Annotated in this window: 26 protein-coding genes; 6 read left to right on the top strand and 20 right to left on the bottom strand. The window is 69.0% G+C overall.

Going from position 1 to position 24801, the window contains the following annotated elements:
- Positions 1 to 11: 11 nt before the first annotated feature.
- The 10 genes from nuoK to IU449_RS02985 all read right to left on the bottom strand — a co-directional run bounded on the left by nuoK (position 12) and on the right by IU449_RS02985 (position 10772).
- Positions 12 to 311 carry an NADH-quinone oxidoreductase subunit NuoK gene (gene nuoK / locus IU449_RS02940; protein ID WP_195000406.1) on the bottom strand — a complete coding sequence of 100 codons (300 nt, stop codon included), beginning with the start codon at positions 309 to 311 and terminating at the stop codon, positions 12 to 14.
- Entirely contained in the window at positions 308 to 1207 is a 900-nt protein-coding gene (locus tag IU449_RS02945; RefSeq protein ID WP_195000407.1) for an NADH-quinone oxidoreductase subunit J, read from the bottom strand. Before IU449_RS02945 ends, nuoK begins: the two co-directional genes overlap by 4 nt.
- Complete coding sequence (gene nuoH / locus IU449_RS29770) at positions 1204 to 3039, bottom strand: NADH-quinone oxidoreductase subunit NuoH (protein ID WP_195000408.1); 1836 nt, start codon at positions 3037 to 3039, stop codon at positions 1204 to 1206. The genes IU449_RS02945 and nuoH overlap by 4 nt, the downstream gene beginning before the upstream one ends.
- Positions 3032 to 5560 carry an NADH-quinone oxidoreductase subunit G gene (locus IU449_RS02955; RefSeq protein WP_195000409.1) on the bottom strand — a complete coding sequence of 843 codons (2529 nt, stop codon included), beginning with the start codon at positions 5558 to 5560 and terminating at the stop codon, positions 3032 to 3034. The genes nuoH and IU449_RS02955 overlap by 8 nt, the downstream gene beginning before the upstream one ends.
- Positions 5557 to 6882, bottom strand: a complete 1326-nt coding sequence (nuoF, locus tag IU449_RS02960; protein WP_195000410.1) for an NADH-quinone oxidoreductase subunit NuoF — start codon at positions 6880 to 6882, stop codon at positions 5557 to 5559. Before nuoF ends, IU449_RS02955 begins: the two co-directional genes overlap by 4 nt.
- Positions 6879 to 7619 carry an NADH-quinone oxidoreductase subunit NuoE gene (gene nuoE / locus IU449_RS02965; protein ID WP_195000411.1) on the bottom strand — a complete coding sequence of 247 codons (741 nt, stop codon included), beginning with the start codon at positions 7617 to 7619 and terminating at the stop codon, positions 6879 to 6881. The genes nuoF and nuoE overlap by 4 nt, the downstream gene beginning before the upstream one ends.
- Entirely contained in the window at positions 7616 to 8890 is a 1275-nt protein-coding gene (gene nuoD / locus IU449_RS02970) for an NADH dehydrogenase (quinone) subunit D (protein WP_195002276.1), read from the bottom strand. Before nuoD ends, nuoE begins: the two co-directional genes overlap by 4 nt.
- Before the next feature lie 89 nt (positions 8891 to 8979).
- A complete protein-coding gene (locus IU449_RS02975) occupies positions 8980 to 9792 on the bottom strand; it encodes an NADH-quinone oxidoreductase subunit C (protein ID WP_195000412.1) in 813 nt (270 codons plus the stop codon).
- Positions 9789 to 10343: a NuoB/complex I 20 kDa subunit family protein gene (locus IU449_RS02980; protein WP_195000413.1), complete on the bottom strand. Its 555-nt coding sequence runs from the start codon at positions 10341 to 10343 to the stop codon at positions 9789 to 9791. Before IU449_RS02980 ends, IU449_RS02975 begins: the two co-directional genes overlap by 4 nt.
- A 48-nt stretch (positions 10344 to 10391) precedes the next feature.
- Entirely contained in the window at positions 10392 to 10772 is a 381-nt protein-coding gene (locus tag IU449_RS02985) for an NADH-quinone oxidoreductase subunit A (protein WP_195000414.1), read from the bottom strand.
- 214 nt (positions 10773 to 10986) lie between these two features.
- Between IU449_RS02985 and IU449_RS29420 the strand changes: the two genes are divergently transcribed.
- The gene (locus tag IU449_RS29420) at positions 10987 to 11121 is read left to right on the top strand and encodes a hypothetical protein (RefSeq protein ID WP_267468258.1); all 135 of its coding nucleotides are present in this window, start codon (positions 10987 to 10989) and stop codon (positions 11119 to 11121) included.
- Here IU449_RS29420 and IU449_RS02990 read toward each other — a convergent pair.
- The 3 genes from IU449_RS02990 to IU449_RS03000 form a co-directional block, all read right to left on the bottom strand.
- Positions 11109 to 11519 (bottom strand): response regulator transcription factor, encoded by a 411-nt coding sequence (locus IU449_RS02990; RefSeq protein ID WP_195000415.1) that lies wholly within the window; start codon positions 11517 to 11519, stop codon positions 11109 to 11111. The two genes, IU449_RS29420 and IU449_RS02990, sit on opposite strands and share 13 nt — an antisense overlap.
- A 170-nt stretch (positions 11520 to 11689) precedes the next feature.
- Positions 11690 to 12946 carry a DNA polymerase IV gene (dinB, locus tag IU449_RS02995; RefSeq protein WP_195000416.1) on the bottom strand — a complete coding sequence of 419 codons (1257 nt, stop codon included), beginning with the start codon at positions 12944 to 12946 and terminating at the stop codon, positions 11690 to 11692.
- Positions 12947 to 12976: 30 nt separating this feature from the next.
- Positions 12977 to 13618 (bottom strand): TetR/AcrR family transcriptional regulator, encoded by a 642-nt coding sequence (locus IU449_RS03000; RefSeq protein ID WP_195000417.1) that lies wholly within the window; start codon positions 13616 to 13618, stop codon positions 12977 to 12979.
- Between the two features lie 149 nt (positions 13619 to 13767).
- On the opposite strand from IU449_RS03000, the gene IU449_RS03005 reads away from it, so the two are divergent.
- The gene (locus IU449_RS03005; protein WP_324188063.1) at positions 13768 to 14880 is read left to right on the top strand and encodes a winged helix DNA-binding domain-containing protein; all 1113 of its coding nucleotides are present in this window, start codon (positions 13768 to 13770) and stop codon (positions 14878 to 14880) included.
- A 9-nt stretch (positions 14881 to 14889) separates the two neighbouring features.
- Positions 14890 to 15309, top strand: coding sequence for an NUDIX hydrolase (locus tag IU449_RS03010; RefSeq protein ID WP_195000419.1), 420 nt, complete (start codon positions 14890 to 14892; stop codon positions 15307 to 15309).
- Between the two features lie 179 nt (positions 15310 to 15488).
- Here IU449_RS03010 and IU449_RS03015 read toward each other — a convergent pair whose 3' ends face one another.
- From IU449_RS03015 to IU449_RS03030, 4 genes are read right to left on the bottom strand one after another with little or no spacing between them, the layout of a single operon-like run.
- Complete coding sequence (locus tag IU449_RS03015; protein WP_195000420.1) at positions 15489 to 16097, bottom strand: GTP-binding protein; 609 nt, start codon at positions 16095 to 16097, stop codon at positions 15489 to 15491.
- Entirely contained in the window at positions 16078 to 16452 is a 375-nt protein-coding gene (locus tag IU449_RS03020; RefSeq protein ID WP_195000421.1) for a DUF742 domain-containing protein, read from the bottom strand. The genes IU449_RS03015 and IU449_RS03020 overlap by 20 nt, the downstream gene beginning before the upstream one ends.
- Positions 16449 to 16844, bottom strand: coding sequence for a roadblock/LC7 domain-containing protein (locus IU449_RS03025; RefSeq protein ID WP_195000422.1), 396 nt, complete (start codon positions 16842 to 16844; stop codon positions 16449 to 16451). Before IU449_RS03025 ends, IU449_RS03020 begins: the two co-directional genes overlap by 4 nt.
- Entirely contained in the window at positions 16841 to 19096 is a 2256-nt protein-coding gene (locus IU449_RS03030; RefSeq protein WP_195000423.1) for a nitrate- and nitrite sensing domain-containing protein, read from the bottom strand. Before IU449_RS03030 ends, IU449_RS03025 begins: the two co-directional genes overlap by 4 nt.
- A 202-nt stretch (positions 19097 to 19298) precedes the next feature.
- Here IU449_RS03030 and IU449_RS03035 point away from each other — a divergent pair, with 202 nt between their 5' ends.
- A complete protein-coding gene (locus tag IU449_RS03035; RefSeq protein WP_195000424.1) occupies positions 19299 to 20852 on the top strand; it encodes a succinic semialdehyde dehydrogenase in 1554 nt (517 codons plus the stop codon).
- A gap of 1 nt (position 20853) precedes the next feature.
- On the opposite strand, the gene IU449_RS03040 is transcribed toward IU449_RS03035, so the two are convergent.
- Complete coding sequence (locus IU449_RS03040) at positions 20854 to 21168, bottom strand: hypothetical protein (RefSeq protein ID WP_195000425.1); 315 nt, start codon at positions 21166 to 21168, stop codon at positions 20854 to 20856.
- Positions 21169 to 21278: 110 nt separating this feature from the next.
- Entirely contained in the window at positions 21279 to 22442 is a 1164-nt protein-coding gene (locus IU449_RS03045) for an alkaline phosphatase family protein (RefSeq protein WP_195000426.1), read from the bottom strand.
- A 74-nt stretch (positions 22443 to 22516) separates the two neighbouring features.
- On the opposite strand from IU449_RS03045, the gene IU449_RS03050 reads away from it, so the two are divergent.
- The gene (locus IU449_RS03050) at positions 22517 to 23401 is read left to right on the top strand and encodes an LLM class F420-dependent oxidoreductase (RefSeq protein ID WP_195000427.1); all 885 of its coding nucleotides are present in this window, start codon (positions 22517 to 22519) and stop codon (positions 23399 to 23401) included.
- Positions 23402 to 23515: 114 nt separating this feature from the next.
- Entirely contained in the window at positions 23516 to 24172 is a 657-nt protein-coding gene (locus IU449_RS03055) for a hypothetical protein (RefSeq protein WP_195000428.1), read from the top strand.
- Here the strand turns inward: IU449_RS03055 and IU449_RS03060 are convergent.
- Positions 24129 to 24737 carry an HAD family hydrolase gene (locus IU449_RS03060; RefSeq protein WP_195000429.1) on the bottom strand — a complete coding sequence of 203 codons (609 nt, stop codon included), beginning with the start codon at positions 24735 to 24737 and terminating at the stop codon, positions 24129 to 24131. The genes IU449_RS03055 and IU449_RS03060 overlap by 44 nt on opposite strands.
- Positions 24738 to 24801 lie beyond the last annotated feature (64 nt).

The raw sequence follows: 24801 nt of genomic DNA on the forward strand, positions 1-24801 counted from the left end.
AGCTGTCCATGTCAGAACCGCAGCAGACTGGCGTCGTCGACCGAGGTCGAGCGGCGGGCACGGAAGATGGTCATGATGATGGCCAGGCCGATGACCACCTCGGAGGCGGCGACCACCATGGTGAAGAACGCGATCACCTGACCGTCGAGGTTCGTGTGCAACCGGGCGAAGGTGACGAACGCCAGGTTCACCGCGTTGAGCATCAGCTCCACGCACATGAAGACCACGATCGCGTTGCGTCGCAACAGGACTCCCGCCGCGCCGATGGTGAACAACAGCGCGGACAGGAACAGGTAGTTCTCTGGATTCACCGGGTGCCTTCCTCGTCGGCGGAATCGGGACGCCGCGGCGCCGCGCTCGTGGCCTCACCGCTCGCGGCCCCATCACGCGGGGACTCGGTGCGCGCGGAGCCTTCACCCGAGAACACTTCGCCCGAGCCGACCGACAGGACGGCGGCCTCGGTGAGGGCCCTGGTGCGGCGATGACGCAGGATCGTGCTGACCGAGAGTTCCTCGAAGGAGCCGTCGGGCAGGCGGGCCGGGACGTCGACGGCGTTGTGCCGGGCGTAGACGCCCGGCGTCGGCAGTGGGGTGGCGCGGGAGACGCCGTCGCGGAACCGGTCGCGGGCCATCTCCCGCTGGGTGCGGCGGGTACCGAAGTTCTCGCGGTGGGCCAGCAGCATCGCGCCGATAGTCGCGGTGATCAGCAGTGCGCCGGTCAGCTCGAACGCCCACACGTAACGCAGGAAGATCAGTTCGGCCAGCTCGGCGATCACATCGCGGCCGGGGAATCCGCCGCCGGGGAACACCACCCCCGATTCGCGGATGCCGATCCCGATTCCGGCGATCAGCAGCAAGCCGAACCCGACGCCGACGACGGCCGCGGCCAGGCGCTGTCCCCGGATCGTCTCGCGCAGCGACTCCGCGGAGTCCACGCCGACGAGCATCATGACGAACAGGAACAGCATCATCACCGCGCCGGTGTAGACCACGATCTGCACCACGCCGAGGAACAGCGCGTCCTGGGCGATGTACATGATCGCCAGCGCGATCATGGTGGCGGCCAGGCAGATCGCCGAATGCACGGCCTTGGCGGCGAACACCATGCCCAGCGCGCCGAGCACGGTCAGCGGCGCCAGAATCCAGAATTGGACGGCCTCACCGGTGGAGGTCCTGGTGAGGGTTTCGGCGGCCATGAGCGTGGTCATCGCGCGCCTCCTTCCGCGGCCACGACGGCGGGTTGCCCGGTGGTGGCGTTCGTCGAACCGTTCGCGGCGTGACCGTTGTTCGTGGCGCCGGGCACCAGCCCGAGGTAGTAGTCGGCCTCGGTGGTCCCCGGCGCCATGGCGTGCGGCGGGGCCTGCATCTGCGGGGTGAGCGGAGCCAGCAGGCGGTCCTTGTCGTAGATGAGCCCGGCACGGTTGTCGTCGGTCATCTCGTAGTCGTTGGTCATCGTCAGCGCGCGGGTCGGGCACGCCTCGATGCACAGACCGCAGCCGATGCACCGCAGATAGTTGATCTGATACACCCGCCCATAGCGTTCCCCGGGCGAGAAGCGCTCGTCTTCGGTGTTGTCCCCGCCCTCGACGTAGATCGCGTCCGCCGGGCACGCCCACGCGCACAGCTCGCAGCCGATGCATTTCTCCAAACCGTCCGGATGCCGGTTCAGTTGATGCCTGCCGTGATAGCGCGGCGCGGTCGGGACCTTCTGCTCCGGATAGAACTCGGTGTTGGGCTTTTTGAACATGGTCGCCGCCGTGACCGCGAACCCGGCCAGCGGCTCGAGCAGCCCGCCCTTCGGGTCGATCACGTGCGCGTCGGCCGGCATCGGCGGTGTCGGGAAACCGAGGAACACGGCCCCGGACTCCGGCCCCTGTTCCCGCTCGTCCCCGGGCAACGGCGCGGCGCCGGAACGCTTTCCGGCCCACAGGAACCGGCCGATCATCGCCAGTGTGATCACCACACCTCCGACGACCTGCGCGGTGATCGCCCACTCGTAGCCCTCCGCGCGCAGCAGCCGCGCGCCCGCCACGACCATCACCCACAGCAGCGACACCGGGATGAGCAGCTGCCAGCCCAGTCGCATGAACTGGTCGTAGCGCAGCCGGGGCAGGGTGCCGCGCAACCAGACGAACACGAACATGAAGGTCCACAGCTTGACGGTGAACCACAGCAGCCCCCACCAGCCCGCGTCCGCGCCGTCGATCATGTTGAACGGCCACGGCGCGCTCCACCCGCCCAGGAACAGGGTGGTCGCCAGCGCCGACACCGTGCCCATGTTCACGTACTCCGCGAGCATGAACATCGCGAACTTCAGCGAGGAGTACTCGGTGTGGAAGCCGCCGACGAGCTCGCCCTCTGCTTCGGGCAGGTCGAACGGCGCGCGGTTGGTCTCACCGACCATCGACACGCAGTAGATGAGGAACGAGGGCAGCAGCAGGAACACATACCAGGTCGGATGCTGCGCGCCGACGATCCCGGAGGTGGCCATGGTGCCCGCATGCAGGAACACCGCGGCGAAGCACAGCGCCATGGCGATCTCGTAGGAGATCACCTGCGCGGTGGAGCGCAGACCGCCCAGCAGCGGGTAGGTCGAGCCCGACGCCCACCCCGCCAGCACGATGCCGTAGACGCCGATGGAGGTGATGGCCAGGATGTACAGGACGCCGACCGGCATGTCGGTCAGCTGCAGCGCGGTGGTGTTACCCGCGATGGACACCTGCCCGCCGAGCGGGATGACCGCGAACGCCATGAACGCGGTGATCACCGAGATGATCGGTGCCAGAAGATAGATCGGCTTGTCCACGATGGCCGGGACGAGATCTTCCTTGAACGCCATTTTCACGCCGTCGGCGATCGACTGCAGCGCGCCGAACGGACCCACCCGGTTCGGGCCGATCCGCATCTGCATGCGCGCCACGACCTTGCGTTCGGCGAGCACCGCGACCAGCGGGATCAGGATGACGAACACGAACACGAAGACCGATTTGGCCAGTACGAGCCAGAACGGGTCGTGGCCGAACAGTGAGAGCTCAGACATGATCGTCCTCCCGCGCGGTCGTCGCGCCCGGTGCGCGCTCCACCCGGCGTAGCCGGACCACGCTGCCCACCGTGACGGCGAGCTGTTCGTTCAGCGCCGAACCGGGGGAGTTCATCGGCACCCACACCACCCGATCCGGCATGGCGGTGATCTGCAGGGGCAGGATGATCCGGCCGCGCTCGCTCGTCGCCTCCACGAGATCTCCGATGGCCGCGCCGATCTCGTCGGCGGTGGCGGCGGACAGGCGGAGCACCGGGGTGCGTGCCAGGCCCGCGAGGTTCTCCTCGCCGTCCTGCATCCGGCCGTTGTCCAGCAGCATGCGCCAGCTCGCCAGCACCGCCGTGCCCGGGCCGGGGCGGGTGGGCGGGTGCGCGCGATGCGCCGGTGGCGCGAAGGGTTTCCCGTCCCAGACACCGAGGGTGGTCAGTTCGGCCCGCGCGGCAGCCGTATCGGGCAGGCCGAGCGGCGAACCCATGGCGGCGGCCAGCGCGTGCAGTACCCGCAGATCCGACAGTGGTGCGGAGGTGCGGCGGACCGTCGAATCCGCGAGCACGGTGTCGAACGAGCGCGCCCGGCCCTCCCAGTTGCGGAAGGTGCCCGCCTTCTCGGTCGCCGAGGCCACCGGGAACACCACATCGGCGCGATCGGTGACCTCGCCGCGGCGCAGTTCCAGACTCACCACGAACGGCGCCTGTTCGATCGCGGCCAGCGCCGCCGCCGGATCCGGCAGGTCGGCGGGTTCGACACCGCCGACGACGAGTGCGCCGAGCCGCGGCGCCGACGCGAGGATGCCCGCGGTGTCGCGTCCGGGCGCGGCGGGCAGTTCGCCGCAGCGCCAGACCGCGCCGACCTGTTCGCGCGCCCGCGCGTCACAAACCGGACGACCGCCCGGCAGCAGGCCGGGCAAGGCGCCCGCGTCGATCGCGCCGCGTTCACCGGCTCGTCGCGGCACCCACGCCAGGGCGGCTCCGGTCTCCTCGGACAGGCGCACCGCCGCCGACAGTGCGCCGGGTACGGTCGCCAGCCGCTCGCCGACCATGATCACCGCACCGGGCTCGCGCAGCAGCCGTGCGGCGCGGCGCAGCGTCTCGGCGTCGACGCCCTCGACGAGCATGTCGGCCGTGACACCGGTGTCGAGCAGGGCGCCGGTGTCGAGCAGTGCGTCGAGCAGGTGTGGTTCCGTGCCGGGAGCGGTCGCCAGCAACGTGCCCGACATCCGACCCAGGCCGCGCGAGGCGTACGGCGCCAGCGAGAACACCGCGAGCCCGCGGCGGCGCGCGGCTTTGCGCAACCGCAGGTACACGATGGGGGATTCCTCTTCGGGCTCGAAGCCGGCCAGCAGCACGATCGGTGCGCGTTCGAGGCTGTCGTAGTCGACCGTGACGGGCTGCCCGGCGACGCGGGCGGCCAGGAAGTCGGCCTCTTCCGCGGAATGCGGCCTGGCGCGGAAGTCGATGTCGTTGGTGGCCAGGACGGTGCGGGCGAATTTGGTGTAGGCGTAGGCGTCTTCCTCGGTCACCCGCCCGCCCACCAGCACACCCGCGTTGCCGCGTGCGCCGCTCAGGCCGCGCGCGGCGGCGGCGAGCGCTTCCGACCACGACACCGGGTGCAGCTCACCGTCCTCGCCGCGCAGCAGCGGAGCGGTGACGCGGTCGCGCATGGTCGCGTAGGTGAACGCCCAGCGGCCCTTGTCGCAGTTCCATTCCTCGTTGACGGCGGGATCGTCACCGGCCAACCGGCGCAGCACTTTTCCGCGCCGGTGATCGGTGCGCTGCGCACACCCGGAGGCGCAATGCTCGCACACGCTCGGGGAGGAGACCAGGTCGAACGGGCGGGCCCGGAACCGGTAGCTGGTCCCGGTGAGCGCGCCGACCGGGCAGATCTGCACGGTGTTGCCGGAGAAATACGACTCGAACGGCTGCGCCCGGGCGGTGCCGACCTGCTCGAGTGCGCCGCGGTCCATCAACTCGATGAACGGATCACCGGCCACCTGCTGGGAGAACCTGGTGCAGCGGGCGCACAGCACGCAGCGCTCCCGGTCCAGCAGCACCGCGCTCGACAGCGGAATGGGTTTGGGATAGGTGCGTTTCGCGCCTTCGAAGCGCGATTCCGGGCGGCCGGTGGACATCGCCTGGTTCTGCAGCGGGCACTCGCCGCCCTTGTCGCACACCGGACAGTCGAGCGGGTGATTGATCAGCAGCAGCTCCATCACACCCTGCTGCGCGCGTTCGGCGGCCGGGGAACTCAGCTGGGTGTGCACGATCATGCCGTCGGCTACGGTCTGCGTGCAGGAGGCGACCGGCTTGCGCTGGCCCTCCACTTCGACCAGGCATTGGCGGCAGGCGCCGACCGGTTCGAGCAGCGGATGATCACAGAATCGGGGGATCTGGATGCCGATCAGCTCGGCCGCGCGGATCACCAGGGTGCCCGCGGGCACGCCGACCTCGACCCCGTCGATGACGACGGTCACCAGGTCGGCCGGTACCAGTCCGCTGGCATTGCTGCTGACGGTGGCGGTCATCGCACCCCTCCTGTCTCGGCCCACGCCGTGGCGCGCGCGGGATCGAACGGACATCCCGCACCGTGGAGATGCGCGGCGTATTCCTCGCGGAAGTACTTCAGCGAGGACATGATCGGGCTGGCCGCGCCGTCGCCGAGTGCGCAGAACGATTTGCCCAGGACGCTGTCGCTGACGTCGAGCAGCTTGTCCAGGTCGGCCGGAGTTCCCTCGCCGTTCTCGACCCGGCGCATCAGCTGGACCAACCAGTAGGTGCCTTCCCGGCACGGCGTGCATTTGCCGCAGGACTCGTGGGCGTAGAACTCGGTCCAGCGCAGCACCGCGCGCACCACGCAGGTCGTTTCGTCGAAGATCTGCAGCGCTTTGGTGCCCAGCATGGAACCGGCCGCGGCCACCCCCTCGTAGTCCAGCGGCACGTCCAGGTGTTCGTCGGTGAACAGCGGGGTCGACGATCCGCCCGGTGTCCAGAACTTCAGCCGGTGTCCGGCGCGTACGCCGCCCGCGTAGTCGAGCAGCTCACGCAAGGTGATGCCCAGCGGGGCCTCGTACTGGCCGGGGCGGGTGACGTGGCCGGACAGTGAGTAGAGGGTGAAGCCGGGGGACTTCTCGCTGCCCATCGACCGGAACCAGTCGGTGCCGTTGGCGAGGACGGCCGGGACGCTGGCGATGGACTCGACATTGTTGACCACGGTCGGGCAGGCGTAGAGACCGGCCACCGCGGGGAACGGCGGGCGCAGCCGAGGCTGGCCTCGCCTGCCCTCGAGTGAATCCAGCAGCGCGGTTTCCTCGCCGCAGATGTAGGCGCCCGCGCCCGCGTGCACGATGAGTTCCAGATCGAAGCCGGAGCCGAGGATGTCGCGGCCGAGCAGGCCCGCGGCGTAGGCCTGGTCGACCGCGGCGCGCAGGCGGCGCAACACCGGGACGACCTCACCGCGCAGATAGATGAAGGCGGTGTTAGCGCGGATGGCGTAGGCGGCGATGATCACGCCTTCCACCAAGGTGTGCGGGGTGGCGAGCATGAGCGGAATGTCTTTGCAGGTGCCGGGTTCGGACTCGTCGGCGTTGACCACCAGGTAATGCGGTGCGGTGGTGCCATCCGGGCCGGGGCCCTGCGGGATGAATCCCCATTTCAGGCCGGTGGGGAAGCCCGCGCCGCCGCGTCCGCGCAGCCCCGCGTCCTTGATGGTCTGGATGACCTCGTCGGGATCCATCCGCAGGGCTTTGCGGACCGCGCGGTAGCCGTCCCGGCTCAGATAGTTCTCCAAGGTCCACGCGTTCGGGTCGTCCCAGTGCGCGCTCAGCACGGGGGTCAGCGGGGTGCTCATCGCGCTCCTCCCGATTCCGGTCGCGGAGCATCCGGTCGGGGGGCGCTCATCCCACGCTCGCGCGCCACCTCCAGCCCGGCCAGCGTCGCCGTCCCCGCCTCGCCGTCGAGGGCGCCGGGGCGCTCGTCGCGGAAACCGGCCAGGATGCGGGCGGTCTCGCGGAAGGTGCACAGCGGTGCGCCGCGACTGGGCCGGACCTGATCGCCCGAACGCAGCGCGTCGACCAGCGCGCGCGCCGACTCCGGGGTCTGGTTGTCGAAGAACTCCCAGTTGACCATCACCACCGGCGCGTAATCGCAGGCCGCGTTGCATTCGATGTGTTCGACGGTGACGGCGCCGTCGGCGGTGGTCTCTCCGGGCGCGATCTGCAGGTGTTCGGTCAGGGCCGCCAGGATGGCGTCGCCGCCCAGCACCGCGCACAGTGTGTTGGTGCACACGCCGACGTGGTAGTCGCCGGTCGGGGTGCGCCGGAACATCGAGTAGAAGGTGGCCACGGCGGTCACCTCCGCACCGGTCAGATCCAGTTGCCCGGCGCAGAATTCGATGCCGGTGCCGGTGACGTAGCCGTCCTGCGACTGCACCAGGTGCAGCAGCGGCAGCAGCGCGGAGCGCGGATGCGGGTAGCGGGCGATGATCTCCTTGGCGTCGAGTTCGAGGCGTTCGCGTACGTCGGCAGGGTACGGCTCGGGTGGTGTGGTCAGTTGCAGCAGAATCGGTTCGGACTGTCGGTCGCTCATCGGTCGACACCACCCATCACCGGGTCGATGCTCGCGACCGCGGCGATCACGTCGGCGACCATGCCGCCCTCGCACATCGCCGCCACCGCTTGCAGATTCGTGAACGAAGGGTCGCGATAGTGCACCCGGTAGGGCCGGGTGCCGCCGTCGCTGACCATGTGCACCCCGAGCTCGCCGCGCGGGGACTCCACTGCCACGTACACCTGGCCCGGTGGCACCCTGATGCCTTCGGTGACCAGTTTGAAGTGGTGGATCAGGCCCTCCATCGACGTGCCCATGATGCGGCCGATGTGGGCGGGGGAGTTGCCCAGACCGTCGGTGCCGAGGGTGAGGTCGGCCGGCCAGGCGATCTTCTTGTCGTCGACCATCACCGGGCCCGGACGCAGCCGGTCCAGGCACTGCTCGACGATCTTCAGCGATTCCTTCATCTCCTCGACGCGGATCAGGTAGCGGCCGTAGCAGTCGCAGCCGGTGGTGACGGGAATGTCGAATTCGTAGTTCTCGTACCCGCAATACGGCTGGGATCTGCGCAGATCGTGCGGCAGGCCGGTGGAACGCAGCACCGGTCCGGTGATGCCGAGCGCCATGCAGCCGGTGAGGTCGAGGTAGCCGATGTCCTGGGTGCGGGCCTTGAAGATCGGGTTCTCGGTGAGCAGATGTTCCATGTCGCGCAACCGCCCCGGCATGATGTCGAGCAGTTCGCGCACCTTGGTGACGCCGTCGTCGGGCAGATCCTGGGCCAGCCCGCCGGGACGGATGTAGGCGTGGTTCATCCGCAGGCCGGTGATGATCTCGAACACGTCGAGGATCAGCTCGCGTTCGCGGAAACCGAACAGCATCGGCGTCAACGCGCCCAACTCCATGCCGCCAGTGGCCAGGGCCACCATGTGCGAGGAGATGCGGTTGAGTTCCATCAGCAGTACGCGGATGACGCTGGCGCGTTCGGGGATCTGTTCGGTGATGCCGAGCAGGCGTTCCACGCCGAGGCAATAGGCGGTCTCGTTGTAGAACGGCGACAGGTAGTCCATGCGGGTCACGAAGGTGACGCCCTGGGTCCAGTTGCGGAATTCGAGGTTCTTCTCGATGCCGGTGTGCAGGTAGCCGATGCCGCAGCGGGCCTCCACCACCGTTTCGCCCTCGATCTCGAGGATCAGCCGCAGCACCCCGTGCGTGGAGGGATGCTGCGGGCCCATGTTGACGACGATGCGTTCTTCGCGGGCGTCGCCGAGTGTTTCGGCGACGGTGTCCCAGTCCCGACCGGAGACGGTGATGACGGTTTCGCCGCGTTCGGTGTCGGGATCGGTCGGCTGCGCCTGCTCCGATGCGCGGTGGCGCCCGGGCCGGATGTCGGTGTCCTTCACTAGCTGTACGCCCTCCGCTCGTCGGGCGGCGGGATGCGCGCGCCCTTGTATTCGACCGGGATCCCGCCGAGCGGGTAGTCCTTGCGCTGGGGGTGACCACGCCAGTCGTCGGGCATGGCGATACGGGTCAGCGACGGATGACCGTCGAAGACGATGCCGAAGAAGTCGTAGGTCTCGCGCTCGTGCCAATCGGTCGTCGGGTACACCCCGAACAGCGAGGGGATGTGCGGGTCGGCGTCCGGTGCGCAGGTTTCCACGCGCAGGGTGCGGTTGTGGGTGATCGAGCGCAGTTGGTAGACCGCGTGCAGTTCGCGGCCGGTGTCCTCGGGATAGTGCACGCCGTTCACGCCGAGGCACAGTTCGAACCGCAACGCCGGATCGTCGCGCAGGGCGCGGGCGACGGGCTCGAGGTGTTCGCGCCGCACGTGCAGGGTCAGTTCGCCCCGGAAGACCACGATCTTCTCCACCGCCTCGGCGAAGCCGGCTCCGCTCCCGCCGAGCGCGACGGTCAGCGCGTCGACGATCTCGTCGAAGTAGCCGCCGTAGGGCGGCGGGGTGCTGCCCGGCAGCAGAACCGGCCGGACCAGACGCCCGTATCCGGAGGTGTCCCCGCTGTCGCGGATGCCGAACATACCGCGGCGGACGCCGATCACCTCCGCGCCCCGCGCCTCCGATTCCGTTGGCGGGACGGTCGATTCGGGGCCCACTGCGGGATCGGGGATGTTCGTGCCGGTGCCGGTGCCGGAGCCGGTGCCGGTGCCGGAGCTCGCGGTATCGCCGGGGCCGGTGTTGTCGGAAACATCGAAGGTCATCGCAGCAACCCCTCCATGCGGATGGTCGGCGTGGCGGCGAGGGCGGCCTGCTCGGCGGCGCGTACCGCCTCCTCCCGGTTCACCCCGAGCGGGGTGTGCGCGATCTTCTCGTGCAGCGCCAGGATCGCGTTGAGCAGCATCTCCGGGCGCGGCGGGCAACCCGGCAGATAGATGTCGACCGGGACCACGTGATCGACGCCCTGGACCACCGCGTAGTTGTTGAACATGCCGCCGGAGGACGCGCACACGCCCATGGCGAGCACCCATTTCGGCTCGGCCATCTGGTCGTAGACCTGCCGCAGCACCGGCGCCATCTTCTGGCTCACCCGCCCGGCCACGATCATCAGGTCGGCCTGGCGGGGCGAGGCTCGGAACGCCTCCATACCGAACCGCGCGAGGTCGTAACGGCCCGCGCCGGTGGCCATCATCTCGATGGCGCAGCAGGCCAGGCCGAAGGTCGCGGGCCACAGCGAGCCCTTGCGTAGATATCCGGCGAAATCCTCTACCGTGCTCAGCAGGAATCCGCTGGGCAGTTTGTCCTCGAGACCCATATCCGACTGACACTCACTTCCACTGTGCGGGCGAAACTCCGGCGGCGATCAGTCCCAGCTGAGCCCGCCGCGCCGCCATTCGTAGGCGTAGGCGACCGAGACGTTGACGATGAACAAGGCCATGGCGGCGAGACCGAACAGACCCAGTGCGTCGAAATGCACGGCCCACGGGTAGAGGAACACGATCTCGATGTCGAAGATGATGAACAGCATCGCTGTCAGGTAGTACTTCACCGGAAATCGTTGTCCGGCAGCGTTTCCCGGCCCGCCGGCCACCGCGTGCGGGGTCGGCTCGATACCGCATTCGTAGGCTTCCAGCTTGGCCCGGTTGTAGCGCTTGGGACCGAGCAGCGCCGAGAGCACGATCGAGAAGATCGCGAAAGCCGCGGCCAGCGCGCCGAGGACGAGGGTGGGCGTTTCCAGGTTCACGAGCGCTTCCCCTCCTTGTGAGCCGAGGCTCCTCGTCGTCGTCGGGCGACCGGCCGGCGGGCAGTGGCCGACCGGGCGGGTGGGCAGCAGTCATCGCGACGGGGCGATTATTCGGCTACCCGATATTTGTGAGCTATGGCACAGATTACAGCCGTCGTGGGGGCGCTACGACCGAATGCGAGGGACGGTTTGATCGAATTCGCAACTGCGATTCATGACCGAAACGGTGGTAATCGAAGCTGGTGAGGCGCCCCGGCGCGTGGTGCGGGAAGCGGCGCGAGACGCGATCGAGCAGGCCGGCACCGGCGCGGCCCAGTCATCTGCGATTGATATGAATCAGGCGGCGTGACGGTTGCGCAGCAACTCCACCACCGACTCGGTGAGACGCAGCGGATCGATGGGGTGGGCAACCGCGGCCTCGGCGCGCGACCACTTGGCCAGCCAGGCGTCGTCCGGGCGACCGGTGAGCACCAGGATCGGTGGACAGTCGCCCAACTCGTCCTTGAGCTGCTTGGCGATACCGAGCCCGCCCGCGGGAGCCGCCTCGCCGTCGAGAACGGCCAGATCGATGCCCCCGGCATCCAGCTGTTCGATCACCGACGGTGCGGTCGCGACCTCGAGGAATTCGAGTTCGGGTAGGTCGGGATGCGGGCGCGTACCGACGGCGAGCATCACCTGCTGCCGGGTGTCGGCGTCGTTGCTGTAGACCAGAACCCGCAGTGCGGTACCTCGCGTCTCGTCGGTCACGGGGGAATGGTACGTCCGGAAACGGTTCACCCGCCGGAACTTCCATGGGATCTGTTGTGCCGCTGCGATTCGCGACGGCGACGGATCGTGTTCCGAGGGCTTCGGCACGGCGGATCACCAGCAGCTGTCGAGCCACTGCCTGCCGTGCTCACGCGGACGGCACCGGCAGTTCACTCAGGCAGCAGCGGGACCGACAGGCCCTCGCCTCGGTTGATGAGAGCGGCGCGGGTGACGGCCGACGAGCCGAAACGTCGGCGCAGGTCATCGAGGGTCCGGTCGAGGGTGTTGTCGGGACGGGCTTCGAGCGGCAGGGTCAGTTGGCGGGGGTCGGCGTCGGCGAGGTTGGTCAACGCCAGGCCGACGAGGGTGAGACCGCGCTCCTCGATCAGCGGCATGGCTTCGCAGAGCAACCGCCGCGCGGCAGCCAGCAGGACGGCGGTGTCGTCGGTGGGAGCGGGCAGCGTGTGCGAGCGGGTGGCGCGGGAGAAATCGTCGAAACGCAACCGCAGCACCACGGTCCGCGCCACCCGGTCGGCGGCGCGCAATCGCCTGCCCAGCCGGTCGAGGAGGCCGTGCAGAGAGGAGTCGATCTCCTCGGGTGCGCGGTGACGGCGGCCGAGCGCCCGCTGCGCGCCGATCGAGCGCCTGCGTTGTCCGGTCTCGACGCGGCGTGGATCGCGGGCCGTGGCCAGCGCGGAAAGGTGGCGCGCGGCGGCCGGGGCCACTATGCCGCGCAGGCCGTCTTCGCCGAGTTCGGCGAGCTGCCCGATCCTGGTGACGCCGTGTGCGCGCAGGGTCCGCGCGGTCACCTCGCCCACGCCCCAGAGCCGTTCCACCGGCAGCGGATGCAGGAATTCGAGCTCCTGTCCGGGCTCGACCAGGCGCAACCCGTCCGGTTTGGCGACCGCGCTCGCCACCTTGGCGAGAAATTTGGTGCGCGCGATGCCGACGGAGATGGGCAGCCCGACGTCGTGGCGGATTCGGGCACGTAATCGGCGCGCGATGTCGATGGGTTCCCCCGCGATGCGGCGCAGTCCTGCCACATCCAGGAACGCCTCGTCGATGGAGATGCCCTCGACCATCGGGGTGGTGTCGCGGAAGACCTCGAACACCGCCTTGCTCGCGGCCGAGTAGGCGCTCATCCGCGGCGGCACCACGACGGCATGCGGACACAAGCGCAGTGCCCGCGCGCCGTTCATCGGGGTGCGCACACCGAAGGCCTTCGCCTCGTAAGAGGCGGCGAGCACGACCCCGCCACCGACGATCACCGGCAGCCCGCGCAGGCTCGGATCGTCGCGCTGTTCGACGGAGGCGTAGAAGGAGTCCAGGTCGGCGTGCAGGATCGAGGCGTCGCGGCGAACCTCGCGCTCCGAATTCGCCGACCTCGTCGGCGGCTGGAGGCGATTCTCGCGTTCGGACACGAACATATGTTCGCATGCTGGTCCGACGGACGGGGATCATTCCTCGCGTGGCGATGTCGGGCCCGCCGGGCCGAGGATTCGATCGATGGCGTGGTCGAGCAGTTCGGCGGCTCGTTCGGGGGTGTGGAAGTCGCTCAGCACCGTTTGCGAGAGTCCCGGGATCAACACGCTGAGCAGCTCGGCATCGAGTCCGATCGCGGCCTGCGTGTCCGGGGAATCGTCACCGGCGGGGTACCCCCGCGCGCGGCCGATGTGTTCGGCCAAGGTCTCCACCAGCAACCGGGCAGGTGCGAGCGTCTCGCTGGGAAGCGGTTCGGATCCGGTCAGCCGGGCGGCCTGATAGGCGGCGAGGACCTGGGCCTCGTCGCGACGGAGGTCGTCGAGGGGCAGGAGCGCGCGTCCGATCGTCTGCAACGCGAACCGGGGATCGGGGTCGTCGCCGAGGCTCTCGAACTGTTCGATGAAGCGGGACGCCATCGCGTCGATGACGGACTTCAGGGTTCCGAGCAGGAACTCCTTCTTCGTCCCGAAGTAGTACTGCACCAGGCGTACCGAGATGCCTGCCTCGGCGGCGACGGCCTGGAAGGTCGCCGCCTCCAGGCCGCCGCGCACGATGACCCGGCGTGCGGCATCGGTGATCTGGCGTCGCCGTGCGTCGTGGTCGGCCAAGCGTGGCACTGGCGGCCCCTTTCGTCTCCGGGTGAACGGGAGTCATGGTACGTCGATACCAGTTGAACGGATCGCCACGGTGTGCCCATGTTCGCGCACGGATCTGTCGGCAGGCGCGGGTAGCGTGTGGGCGCGGAACGCCGGGGACAGGAGGAGCGGTGCGCGTCACGTGGGATCAGGTTTTCGCATGGCGGCTGCGCAGGCAGTTCGTCGCCAAGCCTGTCGAGGGCGGGGGAGCCGCCGTAGCGGTGGCCGATCGGTTGGCGGGTGTGCAGGCGCAGGTGGCGTCGGCGGCGGAGACGGCGGTAGCGGTGCGCAGCGCCACCGCGGTGGCAGGCGCGGTCGAATCCGCGCTCGCCACCGGCGCTCTGATCAAGACCTGGGCGATGCGCGGCACCCTGCACGCGATGACGCCCGCTGTCGCCGCGGCGGTCCTTCCATTGATCGCCTCGGCCCGGACGTGGGAGAAACCGTCCTGGCAGAAGGCGTTCGGCGCCACACCGGCGACGGTGGCCGCGCTGGGGGAGGCGGTCGGGCATATCCTGGCCGACACCGCGCTCACCCGAGCCGAACTCGTCGACGCCCTGCTCGCCGACTCGGCTTTCCACGAGCTCGGGACGGAACTGCGGTCCGGTTGGGGCGCGTTGCTCAAACCGCTGGCCTGGCAGGGCGTGCTCTGCCACGGACCCGCCGACGGCAACCGGGTGACGTTCACCAGCCCGCACGCACTGATACCCGGCTGGTCCGTCCCGGTCGATCCGGACAGCGCCGCACCCGTCGCGATCCGCGGCTACCTCGGCGCGTACGGTCCCGCCGGGCCGGAGACTTTCGACGCCTGGCTCACCCGTAACAGCCTGCGCAAGAGCGTGGTCCGCTCGTGGTTCGCCGCGCTCGGCGATGCGCTCACCCCGGTCGAGGTCGAAGGACGCGCGGCCTACGTGCTCAGCGAACACGCCGACGACCTCGCCACCACCGAGCCGTCACGCGAGGCCCATCTCCTCGGGCCGTTCGATCAGTACGTCCTCGGCCCAGGCACCGCCGACACCGAACTGCTGCCGAAGTCCCATCGCCGCGAGGTCAGTCGCACCGCGGGCTGGATCGCCCCCCTCGTCGTCGACGCGGGCCGCATCACCGGCACCTGGGAGATCGACGGCGACGACGTGGTGATCTCGATGTTCGACGACGCACCGCTGCCCGAGGGGCTCGACGCCGCGCTCGACCGGCTGGCGAGCGCCACAGGCCGCCCCGACCTGCGGGTCGGCACGCGATAGGCTGCGGCCATGGCGGACAGTCCGGTGGCGGCGACAGTGATCGACACGGTCGCGTGGGTGCATATCGAGCACGGCAAGATTCTGTGCGGCCGTCCGCGAGGCAAGGACGTCTTCTTCATTCCCGGCGGCAAACGCGAAGGGAGCGAATCGGATCTGCAGACACTGCTGCGCGAGATTCGTGAAGAACTGACGATCGCATTGCTGCCCGAAACCGTGGCACCGGCCGGCTGCTACGAAGCGAACGCCCACGGCCCGCACGACGGACCGCTGGTGCGCATGGCCTGCTATACCGCCGAGTATCGCGGCGTCCTCGCCCCCAGCAGCGAGATCGAAGAATTGGCGTGGTTCGGTTACCACGACCGGGAACTCGTGCCGCCGGTCGATCAACTGCTCTTCGACGACCTGCATGCGGCCGGACGACTGCGCTGAGTTCTCGGCCCCGCGTCCGGACCGGTGATGCCTCCGGCGGCTCGGGAACCTGGCGGAGGAAATGATCGATCGCGTTCGTCTCCGATCGCTTCCGGTCGGAGTCGTCGGTGCAGGCCTGGAGGAACGAGAAACGCCGACCGGCATCCGCTCGAGCGAGAAGGCGGATGCCGGGTCGGCGATCAGGTGGTGACCGGAGCGCGTCCCGCCAATTCGATGAGGTGCTGGACGAGGGTCAGCAGCACGCTCTTGGCCGAATCACGGCTGCGGGCGTCGCACAACAGCACCGGGGTGTGCGGGTCGAGATCGAGTGCGTCGCGCACCTCGTCCACGGTGTAGCGGGGCGCGCCGTCGAAGCAGTTCACGCCGATGATGAACGGCAGTCCGCGGCGCTCGAAGAAGTCGACCGCGGCGAAGGAATTGCTGAGCCTGCGGGTATCGGCGAGGACCACAGCGCCGAGCGCCCCACGGGACAACTCATCCCACAGGAACCAGAATCGGTCCTGGCCGGGCGTGCCGAAGAGGTAGAGCACGAGATCGCGGTCGATGGTGATACGACCGAAATCCAGCGCCACCGTGGTGGTTTCCTTGGACTCGACACCGGAGAGGTCGTCGACACCGTTACTGACCTCGGTGATGAGTTCCTCGGTGCGTAGCGGCGTGATCTCGCTGATCGCCGAAACCATTGTGGTCTTGCCGACCCCGAATCCGCCAGCGATGAGGATCTTGACCGAAGCGGCCAAGCGCTGTGATCCGGAATCGACCCGTGGGTCAAAGTTTTCTGATGCCATCCAAAACCGCTCGCAATACGTTGAGATCGTCGGGGCCACTGTCCGATTGCATCGGAGCCCGGAAGATCAGTTGTCCCTCGCCGATCAAGTCGCCGACGAGAATCTTTGTCACCGCAAGAGGAAGTTGCAAGTGTGCAGCTACCTCGGCCACGGACTGGGGCTGCGCGCAGAGCCGGACGATGATGCCGTATTCGGGCTCCGGCCTGCGCAGTGTCGGCGCCTTGGTGGTGGTGACGACCACCGTCAGCATGTCCAGGTCATGAGCGGCGCCCATGGTGCGGCCGCGGATCAACGCATAGGGCCGGACCACCGGTCCGGCCGCGTCGTCGAAGAACGCCCCGCCCTCGCGTGTCATGACAATCTGGCAGGGGTGGACAGAAAGTTGCCGACCCGTTGGACTGTCACGTTCATCTCGTAGGCCACCATGCCGAGATTGGCGTTCTCCGCGGCCTGTAGCGCCAGGCAGGCGTTGTCACCCGCCGCCGTGACGAACAGGACCGCGCGGTCGAGTTCGATCACCGCCTGGCGCACGCCGCCGCCGCCGAACCGGCTGCCCGCACTGCGGGAGAGTCCGTACAGCGTCGAGGACATCGCCGCGAAATGCTCGGCGTCCTCGCGGCTCATCTTGGTCGACCTGCCCAGCAGCAGTCCGTCGGTGGACAACACCACCGCGTAACGCACGCCGGCCAGTCGATCGACCAAGTCGTCGAGCAGCCAGTCGAGGTCGCCGGATTTGGCAGTGCTCACTGTTGGCCTTCCTGTCCTTCGTTGAGCCGCTCACGGCGGCCCTGCCGGGTTCCATTCTCTATGGCCGACATCAGATCACGGGCTTGTTCGGGAGAACGTTCGCGTTCGGCGGACGGCTCCGGGGTGGGCGTGTGGGTCAGTTCGGGTGCCAGGTTCTCCTGCCGCCTGCGTCTGGGCAGCTCCGGCTTGCCGCCGAGAGGGGTGTAGGCCGACGGTACCGGTCGCTCGGGTGCGATACGCGGCGGGATGCTCTCCGGCGGCGCGAGAGTGGCTACCGACGATTCGGGGAACTCGGGGGCCGGACGGTCGGGGACGGGTTCGTAGCGCGGCGGAGATACCGGCAGCGCCCGTTCCTCGATGATCTCCGCGGAGGGCTCCGGCGCCAGCAACGCGGAGGGGATGAGCACGACCGCGCGGACGCCGCCGTAGTTGGATTCCGACAGCCGCACCGACACGCCGTGGCGTACCGCCAGTTGTGCGACCACGAACAGGCCGAGGCGCGAATCCGCCGACAGCCGCGCGACACCGAAGTCCGGTGGGTTGCGCAGCATCTCGTTGACCCGTGCCAGCTCGCCCTCCGGCATGCCCATGCCCTGGTCGGAGATCTCGACGACGACGCCGCGTCCGACGAGATTGCCCGAGACCTCTACCTTCGACTGCGGCGGGGAGTAGGAGATGGCGTTGTCGACCAGTTCGGCGATCAGGTGCCCGAGGTCGGCCACGGCCGAGCCGAGCACGTTCGCATCCGGAATCCGCTGCACCTGCACGCGCGCGTAGTCGAGGGTTTCGCCGACCGCGGCGCGCACCAGGTCGACCAGCGGAATCGGATTACGCCACTGCCTGCCCGGCATACCACCGCCGAGCACGATCAGGTTCTCGGCGTTGCGCCGCTCGCGGGTGGCGAGGTGATCGAGCCGAAACAGTGTCTCCAGCATCGCCGGGTCTTCCTGCTTGGATTCGGCCTCGTCGAGGATCTCGAGCTGGCGGTGCACGACGATCTGGCTGCGGTGGGCGATGTTGAGGAACACCGCCTTCACGCCTTCGCGGGTGCGCGCTTCGTCGACGGCGGCGGTGACGGCGGCGGCGTGCGCGTGCTCGAAGGCTTGTGCCACCTCGCCGATCTCGTCGTCGCCGTAGTCCAGGCGCGGAGTTTCTCCGGCGGCGTCGACGATCTCGCCTTCGCGCAGCTTGCGCATGGTTTCGGGCAGACTGACGTCGGCGAGCGCGAGGGTTTCCCCACGCAACTTCTTGAGCCTGCGGATGATGCGGTTGGCCAACGCCAAGGCGATGAGGAACGCCGAGACGCTGATCGCGAGCACGCCGCCGCCGGTGAGCAGCGAATTGCGCGCGGCCGCACCATAGGTGTCCTCGGCCATGTCCTCGGTCTGCAGGCTGTGGCTGATCCACAGATCCAGTAGCGACCGGTTGAGCTGATTGGCGGCTTCCTGCCAGTCGACCAGGTTTCCGGGGAGATCGTCACCGCGCAGCAAGGCGCTCTCCACCGCGGTGACCTGCTGCCAGGCCGGCGAGGAGAGCAGAGCGGCCGCCTGCTCCTGCTGATCGCTGCGAGTGTCGGCAGCCAACAGGTTGATCTCGGTGTGGTAGTAGCCGATCTGGTAGACCAGCTCGTCCATCGGGATGTCGTCGAGTTCGGACTCGGTGGCCGCCAGAGCCAGCGCCAACGCGTTCGACCGGGACATGCCTTCGGCGGCGTAGAGCAGTCGCACACCCCGGCTGAGCTGGACGCCGATCTCGGTGTCGGGCGCCTGCTCCTGCGCCGTCCGTGTACCCGCGGCGACCCTGTCGAGGATCTGGCTGAAGAAGCCGTAGGCGTCGAGGACGGGAATCTGCCGTACATCGACGCCCTGACGCAGTTGGACGAGGTGATCGATGACCGCGTGGAACGCCTTGGCATCTTCCTCGTTGCCGTTGCCCACTTTCAGTTCGGAAGTCGTCTCCAGAATGTTGCGGACCGCGCCGTCCAAGCGAACCCGGGCGGCGGTGAGCGCGGGGGTGGCCGCCGCGTCGCCGGTCAGGGTCGCGACGGTGTAGTGCCGTTCCTGCTGCAACGCCTCGACGAACTCGCGGGTGGCCGGGGTGGCTATCTGAATCTCCTCGGCCCAATCGCGGGCCGCGCTTCCTTGATCGACCAGATATCCCGCGGTTCCGACGCCGATCACCAGCAGTGTCAGACTCGGGACCAACGCGATTGCAAGGATCCGGCCTCGCACACCGAGTCTCGCCTTGAACATCCGCACAACCTAATGGAGCGGACTACACGGCTGTCATTCCGGTCCCGGTGAGCGAGACTACTATTGACATGTCATGGTCGCTGTGCTGCGTCATCGTCGTGCTGCGTCATCGTCGTGCTGCGTCATCGTCGTGCTGCGTCATCGTCGCGTTGCGTCGTCCCATGCTTGTGTCATCGCCGCTGTGTCACTACGAGGAGGCACCATGCCCGCACCTACCGCCGCGGAGTTCGCCCGACTGGGCGCGCTCGCCGCCGTACACGACTCCGAACAGCACGAACACGCCACGATCACCGAAACCTTCACCGGCGCGGCATTGGGCGAGGTTGCGATCGGGACCGCGGCCGACGTCGAGACAGCCTTCCGCAGGGCCCGCGTCGCCGCGTCGCGGTGGGCCGCCCGCCCGGTCCGCGAACGTGCCGCGGTGATCGAACGCTTCCGCGCGCTGATCGTCGAGCACCGCTGCGCACTGATGGATGTCATCCAGGCCGAATCCGGCAAAGCGCGGTGGGCGGCGCAGGAGGAGATCATGGGTCTGATCTTCGCGGCGCGCTATTTCCGCGGCGTCGCGCCGAAACTCCTCGCACCTCGTTCGGTACCCGGCGCGTTCCCGATTCTCAACCGCACGGCGGTGTACCACCAACCCAAAGGCGTGGTCGGGGTGATCGCGCCGTGGAATTACCCGATGCTGCTGTCCGTCGGCGACGCGCTGCCCGCGCTGCTGGCGGGCAACGCCGTCGTCGTCAAACCCGACAGCACCACCCCGTACTCCGCGCTCGCCGCCGCCGATCTGCTCTACCGCGCGGGCCTGCCGCGCGATCTGCTCGCGGTCGTGCCGGGCCGGGGCACCGTGGTGGGCACCGCCATCGTCGAGTCCTGCGACTACCTGATGTTCACCGGCTCCACCGCCACCGGACGCACGCTGGCCCAGCAGTGCGGGCGCAGGCTCATCGGCTTCTCCGCCGAACTCGGCGGCAAGAACCCGATGATCGTCACCGCGGGCGCGAACCTCGACCGGGTGGCCAAGGCGGCGGTGCGCGCCTGCTTCTCCAACGCGGGCCAGCTGTGTATCTCGATCGAACGGATCTATGTCGAGCAGGCGGTGGCCTCGGAATTCACCGAGAAGTTCGTCCTCGCGGTGGAAGCCGCCCGGTTGGGGGCAGCCTACGACTTCTCCGCCGACATCGGCAGTCTCATCTCACCGGCACAGCTCGAGGCGGTCACCACGCACCTGGCCGACGCCACCGCCAAGGGCGCGCGGGTCCTCACCGGCGGAGGAGCCCGGCCCGATCTGGGACCGCTGTTCTTCGAGCCGACCGTGCTCGCCGGGGTCTCCGACGACATGATCTGCGCGCGCGAGGAGACCTTCGGGCCGCTGGTGGCGATCTACCCGGTCGTCGATGTCGAGGAGGCGATCCGGCGCGCCAACGACACCGAGTACGGGCTCAATGCGAGCGTGTGGGCCGCGAGCCCGGCCGAGGGCGAGGCGATCGCGCGCAGACTGCGGACGGGCACGGTCTGCGTGGACGAAGGCTACGCCCCGGCCTGGGCGAGCACCGCCGCGCCGATGGGCGGCATGGGGCAGTCCGGCGTCGGGCGCAGGCACGGGCCCGATGGCCTGCTGAAGTACACCGAGCCGCAGAATGTCGCGGTCACCCGGTGGATGAATCTCGACCCGCCGCCGCTGGTTCCGCAGGACCTGTGGCAGCAGATGCTCATGACGATCGCGCGCTCGCTGCGGTTCCTGCCCGGCCGCTGATTCACTTGTTCACGATCATGCCCGCCACATCGGCGTTCTTGATCGGTGTATCGGTGTTGCGCTGGCCCGAGCACAACACGTCCACGGCCATCATCGTCAGGTCGACCGCCGTTCCGGACGGTTCGGTGGACAGGTTGTCGCGTTCCTTGACGAATTTGGTGATGGTGATGCGCTTGGTGTCCGCGTCCTGGGTGACGTACTCCCCGCACGGGGTGTCGCCGCCGCGGTTGAGTGCTCTCTCGACGTCGGAGCATCCGCTCATCAAGGTGACGGCGGCGAACGCCGCCAGACCGGTCCTGCCAACGGTGCCGATCATCGGCTCCTCCTGTTCTCCGGTCGAGCGGGACGGCCGCGCGATCCTGTGGCCCCCCACCGTGAGCCTAGAGCCCGCCGTACCGGAACTCACGTCGAGGCGGGGCGTGTGCGTCAGCCGGTGGCGATGCGCAGCGGGATCTCCACTTCCGCGGTGGTCAACGATCCGTGGTGACCGACCATCGCGGCCTCCAGCGGTTCGGCCGCACTGCGGATCACTCCGCCCCGGCCGCGGGCCGCGACCACCAGATCGCCGATGCGCGCCGCGGCGGCCGGGGTGACCAGCGGTCCGAACCAGCCGCGGGCGATGACCTCGTCGCGCCCGAGTACCGCGAAATCATCGCCGAGCGTGGTCCGCCAGGCGGCCGCGACGTCAGCGGTCGCGCCCTGCTCGGTGTAGACGTGGCGGGCGCGCGCCTCGCCACCCAATGTGCGCACCCCCGCGCGCAGTTCGGGGCGGGTGTCGAAGTCGACGGGGGCGGTGATGTCGACCATGCCGTGATCGGCGGTGACCAGCAAGGCCGCGCCCGCGGGAAGGCGCTCGGCGATGGCGGCCGCGAGCCGGTCGACGTGGGACAGTTCGAGCAGCCAAGCATCCGAGGCGGTGCCGCGCACGTGCCCGGTGGTGTCGAGTTCGCCGTGATAGGCATAGACAAGAGAACGTTCGCCCGCGCGTAGTGCGGTGATCACCCCGTCGACCAGATCGCCGAAGGAAAAGCTGGGGCGGAACTCGTTGCCGCGCAAGGCGGCACGGGTGAGGCCGGACGCGGCCTGGTACATCGGCGCGACCTGCCCGACCCGCACCCCGGCGGCGGCCGCGCGCTCGAACGTGGTCGGCCGGGGCTGGAACTGCTCGGGAACCAAGTCCGTCAGCAGGTCGTGGACCCGGTCGCGCTCCGCGCTGTGACCGCCCTGGCCCTGCAATTGCCAGCGCAGGGCGTTCACCAAGCGGTCGTAGCCGGGCACGTTCATCAGGTAACCGACGATGCCGTGCTCGCCGGGCGGTGCGCCGATGCCGAGCGAACTCAGCGAGGTCGCCGTGGTGCTCGGAAAGCCGGTGGTCAGCGGTTTCGCGACCAGGCTCGACAGGAACGGCGCCACCTCGGCGTGCCCGGCCAGCAGTTCGGCGCCGAGTCCGTCGACAAGCAGTACGCACACCCGGGTCGCGGTCAGGTCGAGACCGAGACGGTCCTGTTCGCCGGGTACGCCCAGGCAGGCCAGTACCGAGGGCAGCACATCGGACAGGGAACCCGTTCCGTAACGGGGCGCGTCGAACATGCCGCCAGGATGCCCCGGCGGGCCTGGCGCGGCAAGGGTGGCGGCCGGGACGGCGTGCCGGTAGACAGGACCGGGTGACCACGCCACGCGCATTCCGGTTCGGTGTCAACATGTTCGTCGCGCAATCGCGCACCGAGTGGATCGGCAAGTGCCGCAGAGCCGAAGAACTCGGATTCGACGTCCTCGGCGTCGCCGACCACCTCGGCATGCCCGCGCCGTTCCCCGCCATGACCATCGCCGCCGAGGCCACCGAGCGGCCACGGCTGACCACCTTCGTGCTCAACGCCGCCTTCTACAACCCGGTCCTGCTCGCCCGCGAAGCCGCGGCTGTCGACCGGTTGACCGACGGACGGGTCGAGCTCGGCTTGGGGGCGGGCTATGTGAAGGAGGAATTCGAGGAGGCGGGTATCGCTTTCGAGTCCGGCGGCAAGCGGGTCGACCACGTCGAACACACCGCCCGCACCCTGCGGCGGCTGTTCGCCGACCCCGGGTACCGGCCGCGGCCTGCCCAGCCCTCGGGCCCGCCGCTGCTGATCGCGGGCTGGGGCGACCGCCTGCTGTCCGTGGCCGCCCGGCACGCCGACATCGTCGGCTTCACCGGCGCCGGCGCGGCCACCGACGGCGGACCCATGCTGCTCGCCGGAGCGAAGAAGATGGCCGAGCGTATCGGCTATGTCCGTGACGCACTGGGCGAGCGGGCCGACCAGGTGGAGTTCAACCTGCTGCTGCAGAAAGTGGTCGGTCCGCAGGAGTCCGCGGCTGTGCTGGAGAGTTACCGTCCCGCCTTCACCGAAGAAGCCGCAGGCGACCCCGACGACGTCCCGACCCTGCTGATCGGTTCCCCCGAGGCCGCTGCCGACCGCCTGCGCGAACTACGAGAACGCTTCGGCATCAGCTACTTCACCGTCCTCGAGGACAGCATGGAGGCGTTCGCCCCGACCCTCGCGCTGCTGCGGTGACCTGCTTCACCACGGGTACCCGCAATAGCGTTGCGCACCAGTCGATCTGGGTCTCGACCGAACTCGCGCGCACAAAACCTTGTCTGGGCGTCGAGCGCCGCTAGGATCGCTCGAATGGATTCGGAGAAGGGGAGTTCACGGCGTCCGGACACGGTGTACCGGTCGACCGGCGCGACCCCCGAGGCGCTGGTGTGTTGTGGTGTCGTCGCGATGGTGAGCCTGATCGCGGCGGTGAGTGGAGTCGCGGTGCTCGCGGGTGCGGTGGGCACGGTGTTGTTCGCGCCGATCGCGTGCGAGATGGCGTGGGCGGTATGGCGGCGCAGACCGGAACTGGTGATCGGTGACGAGGCGATCGAGCATCTGTCGTTCGGCCGGATCGCCTGGAGCAGTGTCGATCATGTCCGGGTGAGCAGGGACGGTCGCGAACGGGTGCTCGAGATCGTGCTGCGCGGCGGGTCCGTGCGAGCCTGTCCGCGGGTGCCGGTGCGGGCGTTGCCGGTGCGGGTGCAGGCGGTCGTCGGCGCGATCGGCCATCATCGGCCGGAGGTGCTGGTCGGTGCCGAACGTGTGGAGCGACAGGCGAATGCGCTGGGGCGCACGCTGTCGCGCGGGTCGGTCGTCGCGGCCGAGCCGTCGCAGTCGATGAGTCCGAGCGCCACCTCGGCGCGAGCGATCACCGCGACAGTGCGGGAGGGGCACCGCCGCCGCACCGGGCTGCGCGCGGCGATCAGGCGACGGCCTGCGCGGCCAGCCAGGCCGGGAAATCGGTGAGATCGGCGAGTATCACGTCGGCGCCGGCGGCACGTAGTTCGTCGGCGCCGCACGGGCCGGTGGTGACACCCACGGCCAGCGCGTCGGCGCCCTTCGCGCCACGCATGTCCCCGGCATGATCGCCGACGAACACATCCGCCGCGTGCTCACGCAGCGCCGTGGACTTCGCCCCGGCCCACAGATCGCCGACGACCGCGTCGACCCGCCAGCCGAGATGATCCAGGTGCAGGTGCGCGAACGGCGTGTGCTTGCCCGTCACCACCAGTACCCGACCGCCGCGTTCGGCGACGGCGGCCAGCGCGGCCTCCGCGCCGGGCAGTGCGGGCATCTCGGCCACCACCGACGGATAGAACTCGCGATAGCGGGTGATGAAGGCGGGCACGAGTGCGGCATCCAGGCCTGCCTCGGCGAGCAGCATCGGCATCGGCGGGCCGAGCTTGTCCACCACATCGGCCCCGCGAACAGGCAGGGAGAATTCTCCGGCGACGACATCGACCGCCCTGGCCACCCCGGGCCGGGAGTCGATGAGTGTCATATCGAGGTCGAAACCGACGGTCCAGCTCACGCCTCGACCCTATCCGGCGGGTCAGACCTTCGCCCGACCCCGCCGGGCCGGGCTGCGAGACATC

Source organism: Nocardia higoensis (assembly GCF_015477835.1).
Taxonomy (GTDB): domain Bacteria; phylum Actinomycetota; class Actinomycetes; order Mycobacteriales; family Mycobacteriaceae; genus Nocardia; species Nocardia higoensis_A.

Bases quoted from the DNA above. Each gene is read 5' to 3' on its own strand.
- IU449_RS02955 (WP_195000409.1), bottom strand. From the start codon at position 5,560: ATGACCGCCACCGTCAGCAGCAATGCCAGCGGACTGGTACCGGCCGAC.
- IU449_RS03015 (WP_195000420.1), bottom strand. From the start codon at position 16,097: ATGGCATCAGAAAACTTTGACCCACGGGTCGATTCCGGATCACAGCGC.
- dinB (WP_195000416.1), bottom strand. From the start codon at position 12,946: ATGTTCGTGTCCGAACGCGAGAATCGCCTCCAGCCGCCGACGAGGTCG.
- IU449_RS29420 (WP_267468258.1), top strand. From the start codon at position 10,987: ATGACCGAAACGGTGGTAATCGAAGCTGGTGAGGCGCCCCGGCGCGTG.
- IU449_RS03040 (WP_195000425.1), bottom strand. From the start codon at position 21,168: ATGATCGGCACCGTTGGCAGGACCGGTCTGGCGGCGTTCGCCGCCGTC.
- IU449_RS03020 (WP_195000421.1), bottom strand. From the start codon at position 16,452: ATGACACGCGAGGGCGGGGCGTTCTTCGACGACGCGGCCGGACCGGTG.
- IU449_RS02975 (WP_195000412.1), bottom strand. From the start codon at position 9,792: ATGACCTTCGATGTTTCCGACAACACCGGCCCCGGCGATACCGCGAGC.
- nuoF (WP_195000410.1), bottom strand. From the start codon at position 6,882: ATGAGCACCCCGCTGACCCCCGTGCTGAGCGCGCACTGGGACGACCCG.
- nuoE (WP_195000411.1), bottom strand. From the start codon at position 7,619: ATGAGCGACCGACAGTCCGAACCGATTCTGCTGCAACTGACCACACCA.
- nuoH (WP_195000408.1), bottom strand. From the start codon at position 3,039: ATGTCTGAGCTCTCACTGTTCGGCCACGACCCGTTCTGGCTCGTACTG.
- IU449_RS03030 (WP_195000423.1), bottom strand. From the start codon at position 19,096: ATGTTCAAGGCGAGACTCGGTGTGCGAGGCCGGATCCTTGCAATCGCG.
- IU449_RS03055 (WP_195000428.1), top strand. From the start codon at position 23,516: ATGGATTCGGAGAAGGGGAGTTCACGGCGTCCGGACACGGTGTACCGG.
- IU449_RS02945 (WP_195000407.1), bottom strand. From the start codon at position 1,207: ATGACCACGCTCATGGCCGCCGAAACCCTCACCAGGACCTCCACCGGT.
- IU449_RS03045 (WP_195000426.1), bottom strand. From the start codon at position 22,442: ATGTTCGACGCGCCCCGTTACGGAACGGGTTCCCTGTCCGATGTGCTG.
- IU449_RS03010 (WP_195000419.1), top strand. From the start codon at position 14,890: ATGGCGGACAGTCCGGTGGCGGCGACAGTGATCGACACGGTCGCGTGG.
- IU449_RS02980 (WP_195000413.1), bottom strand. From the start codon at position 10,343: ATGGGTCTCGAGGACAAACTGCCCAGCGGATTCCTGCTGAGCACGGTA.
- IU449_RS03035 (WP_195000424.1), top strand. From the start codon at position 19,299: ATGCCCGCACCTACCGCCGCGGAGTTCGCCCGACTGGGCGCGCTCGCC.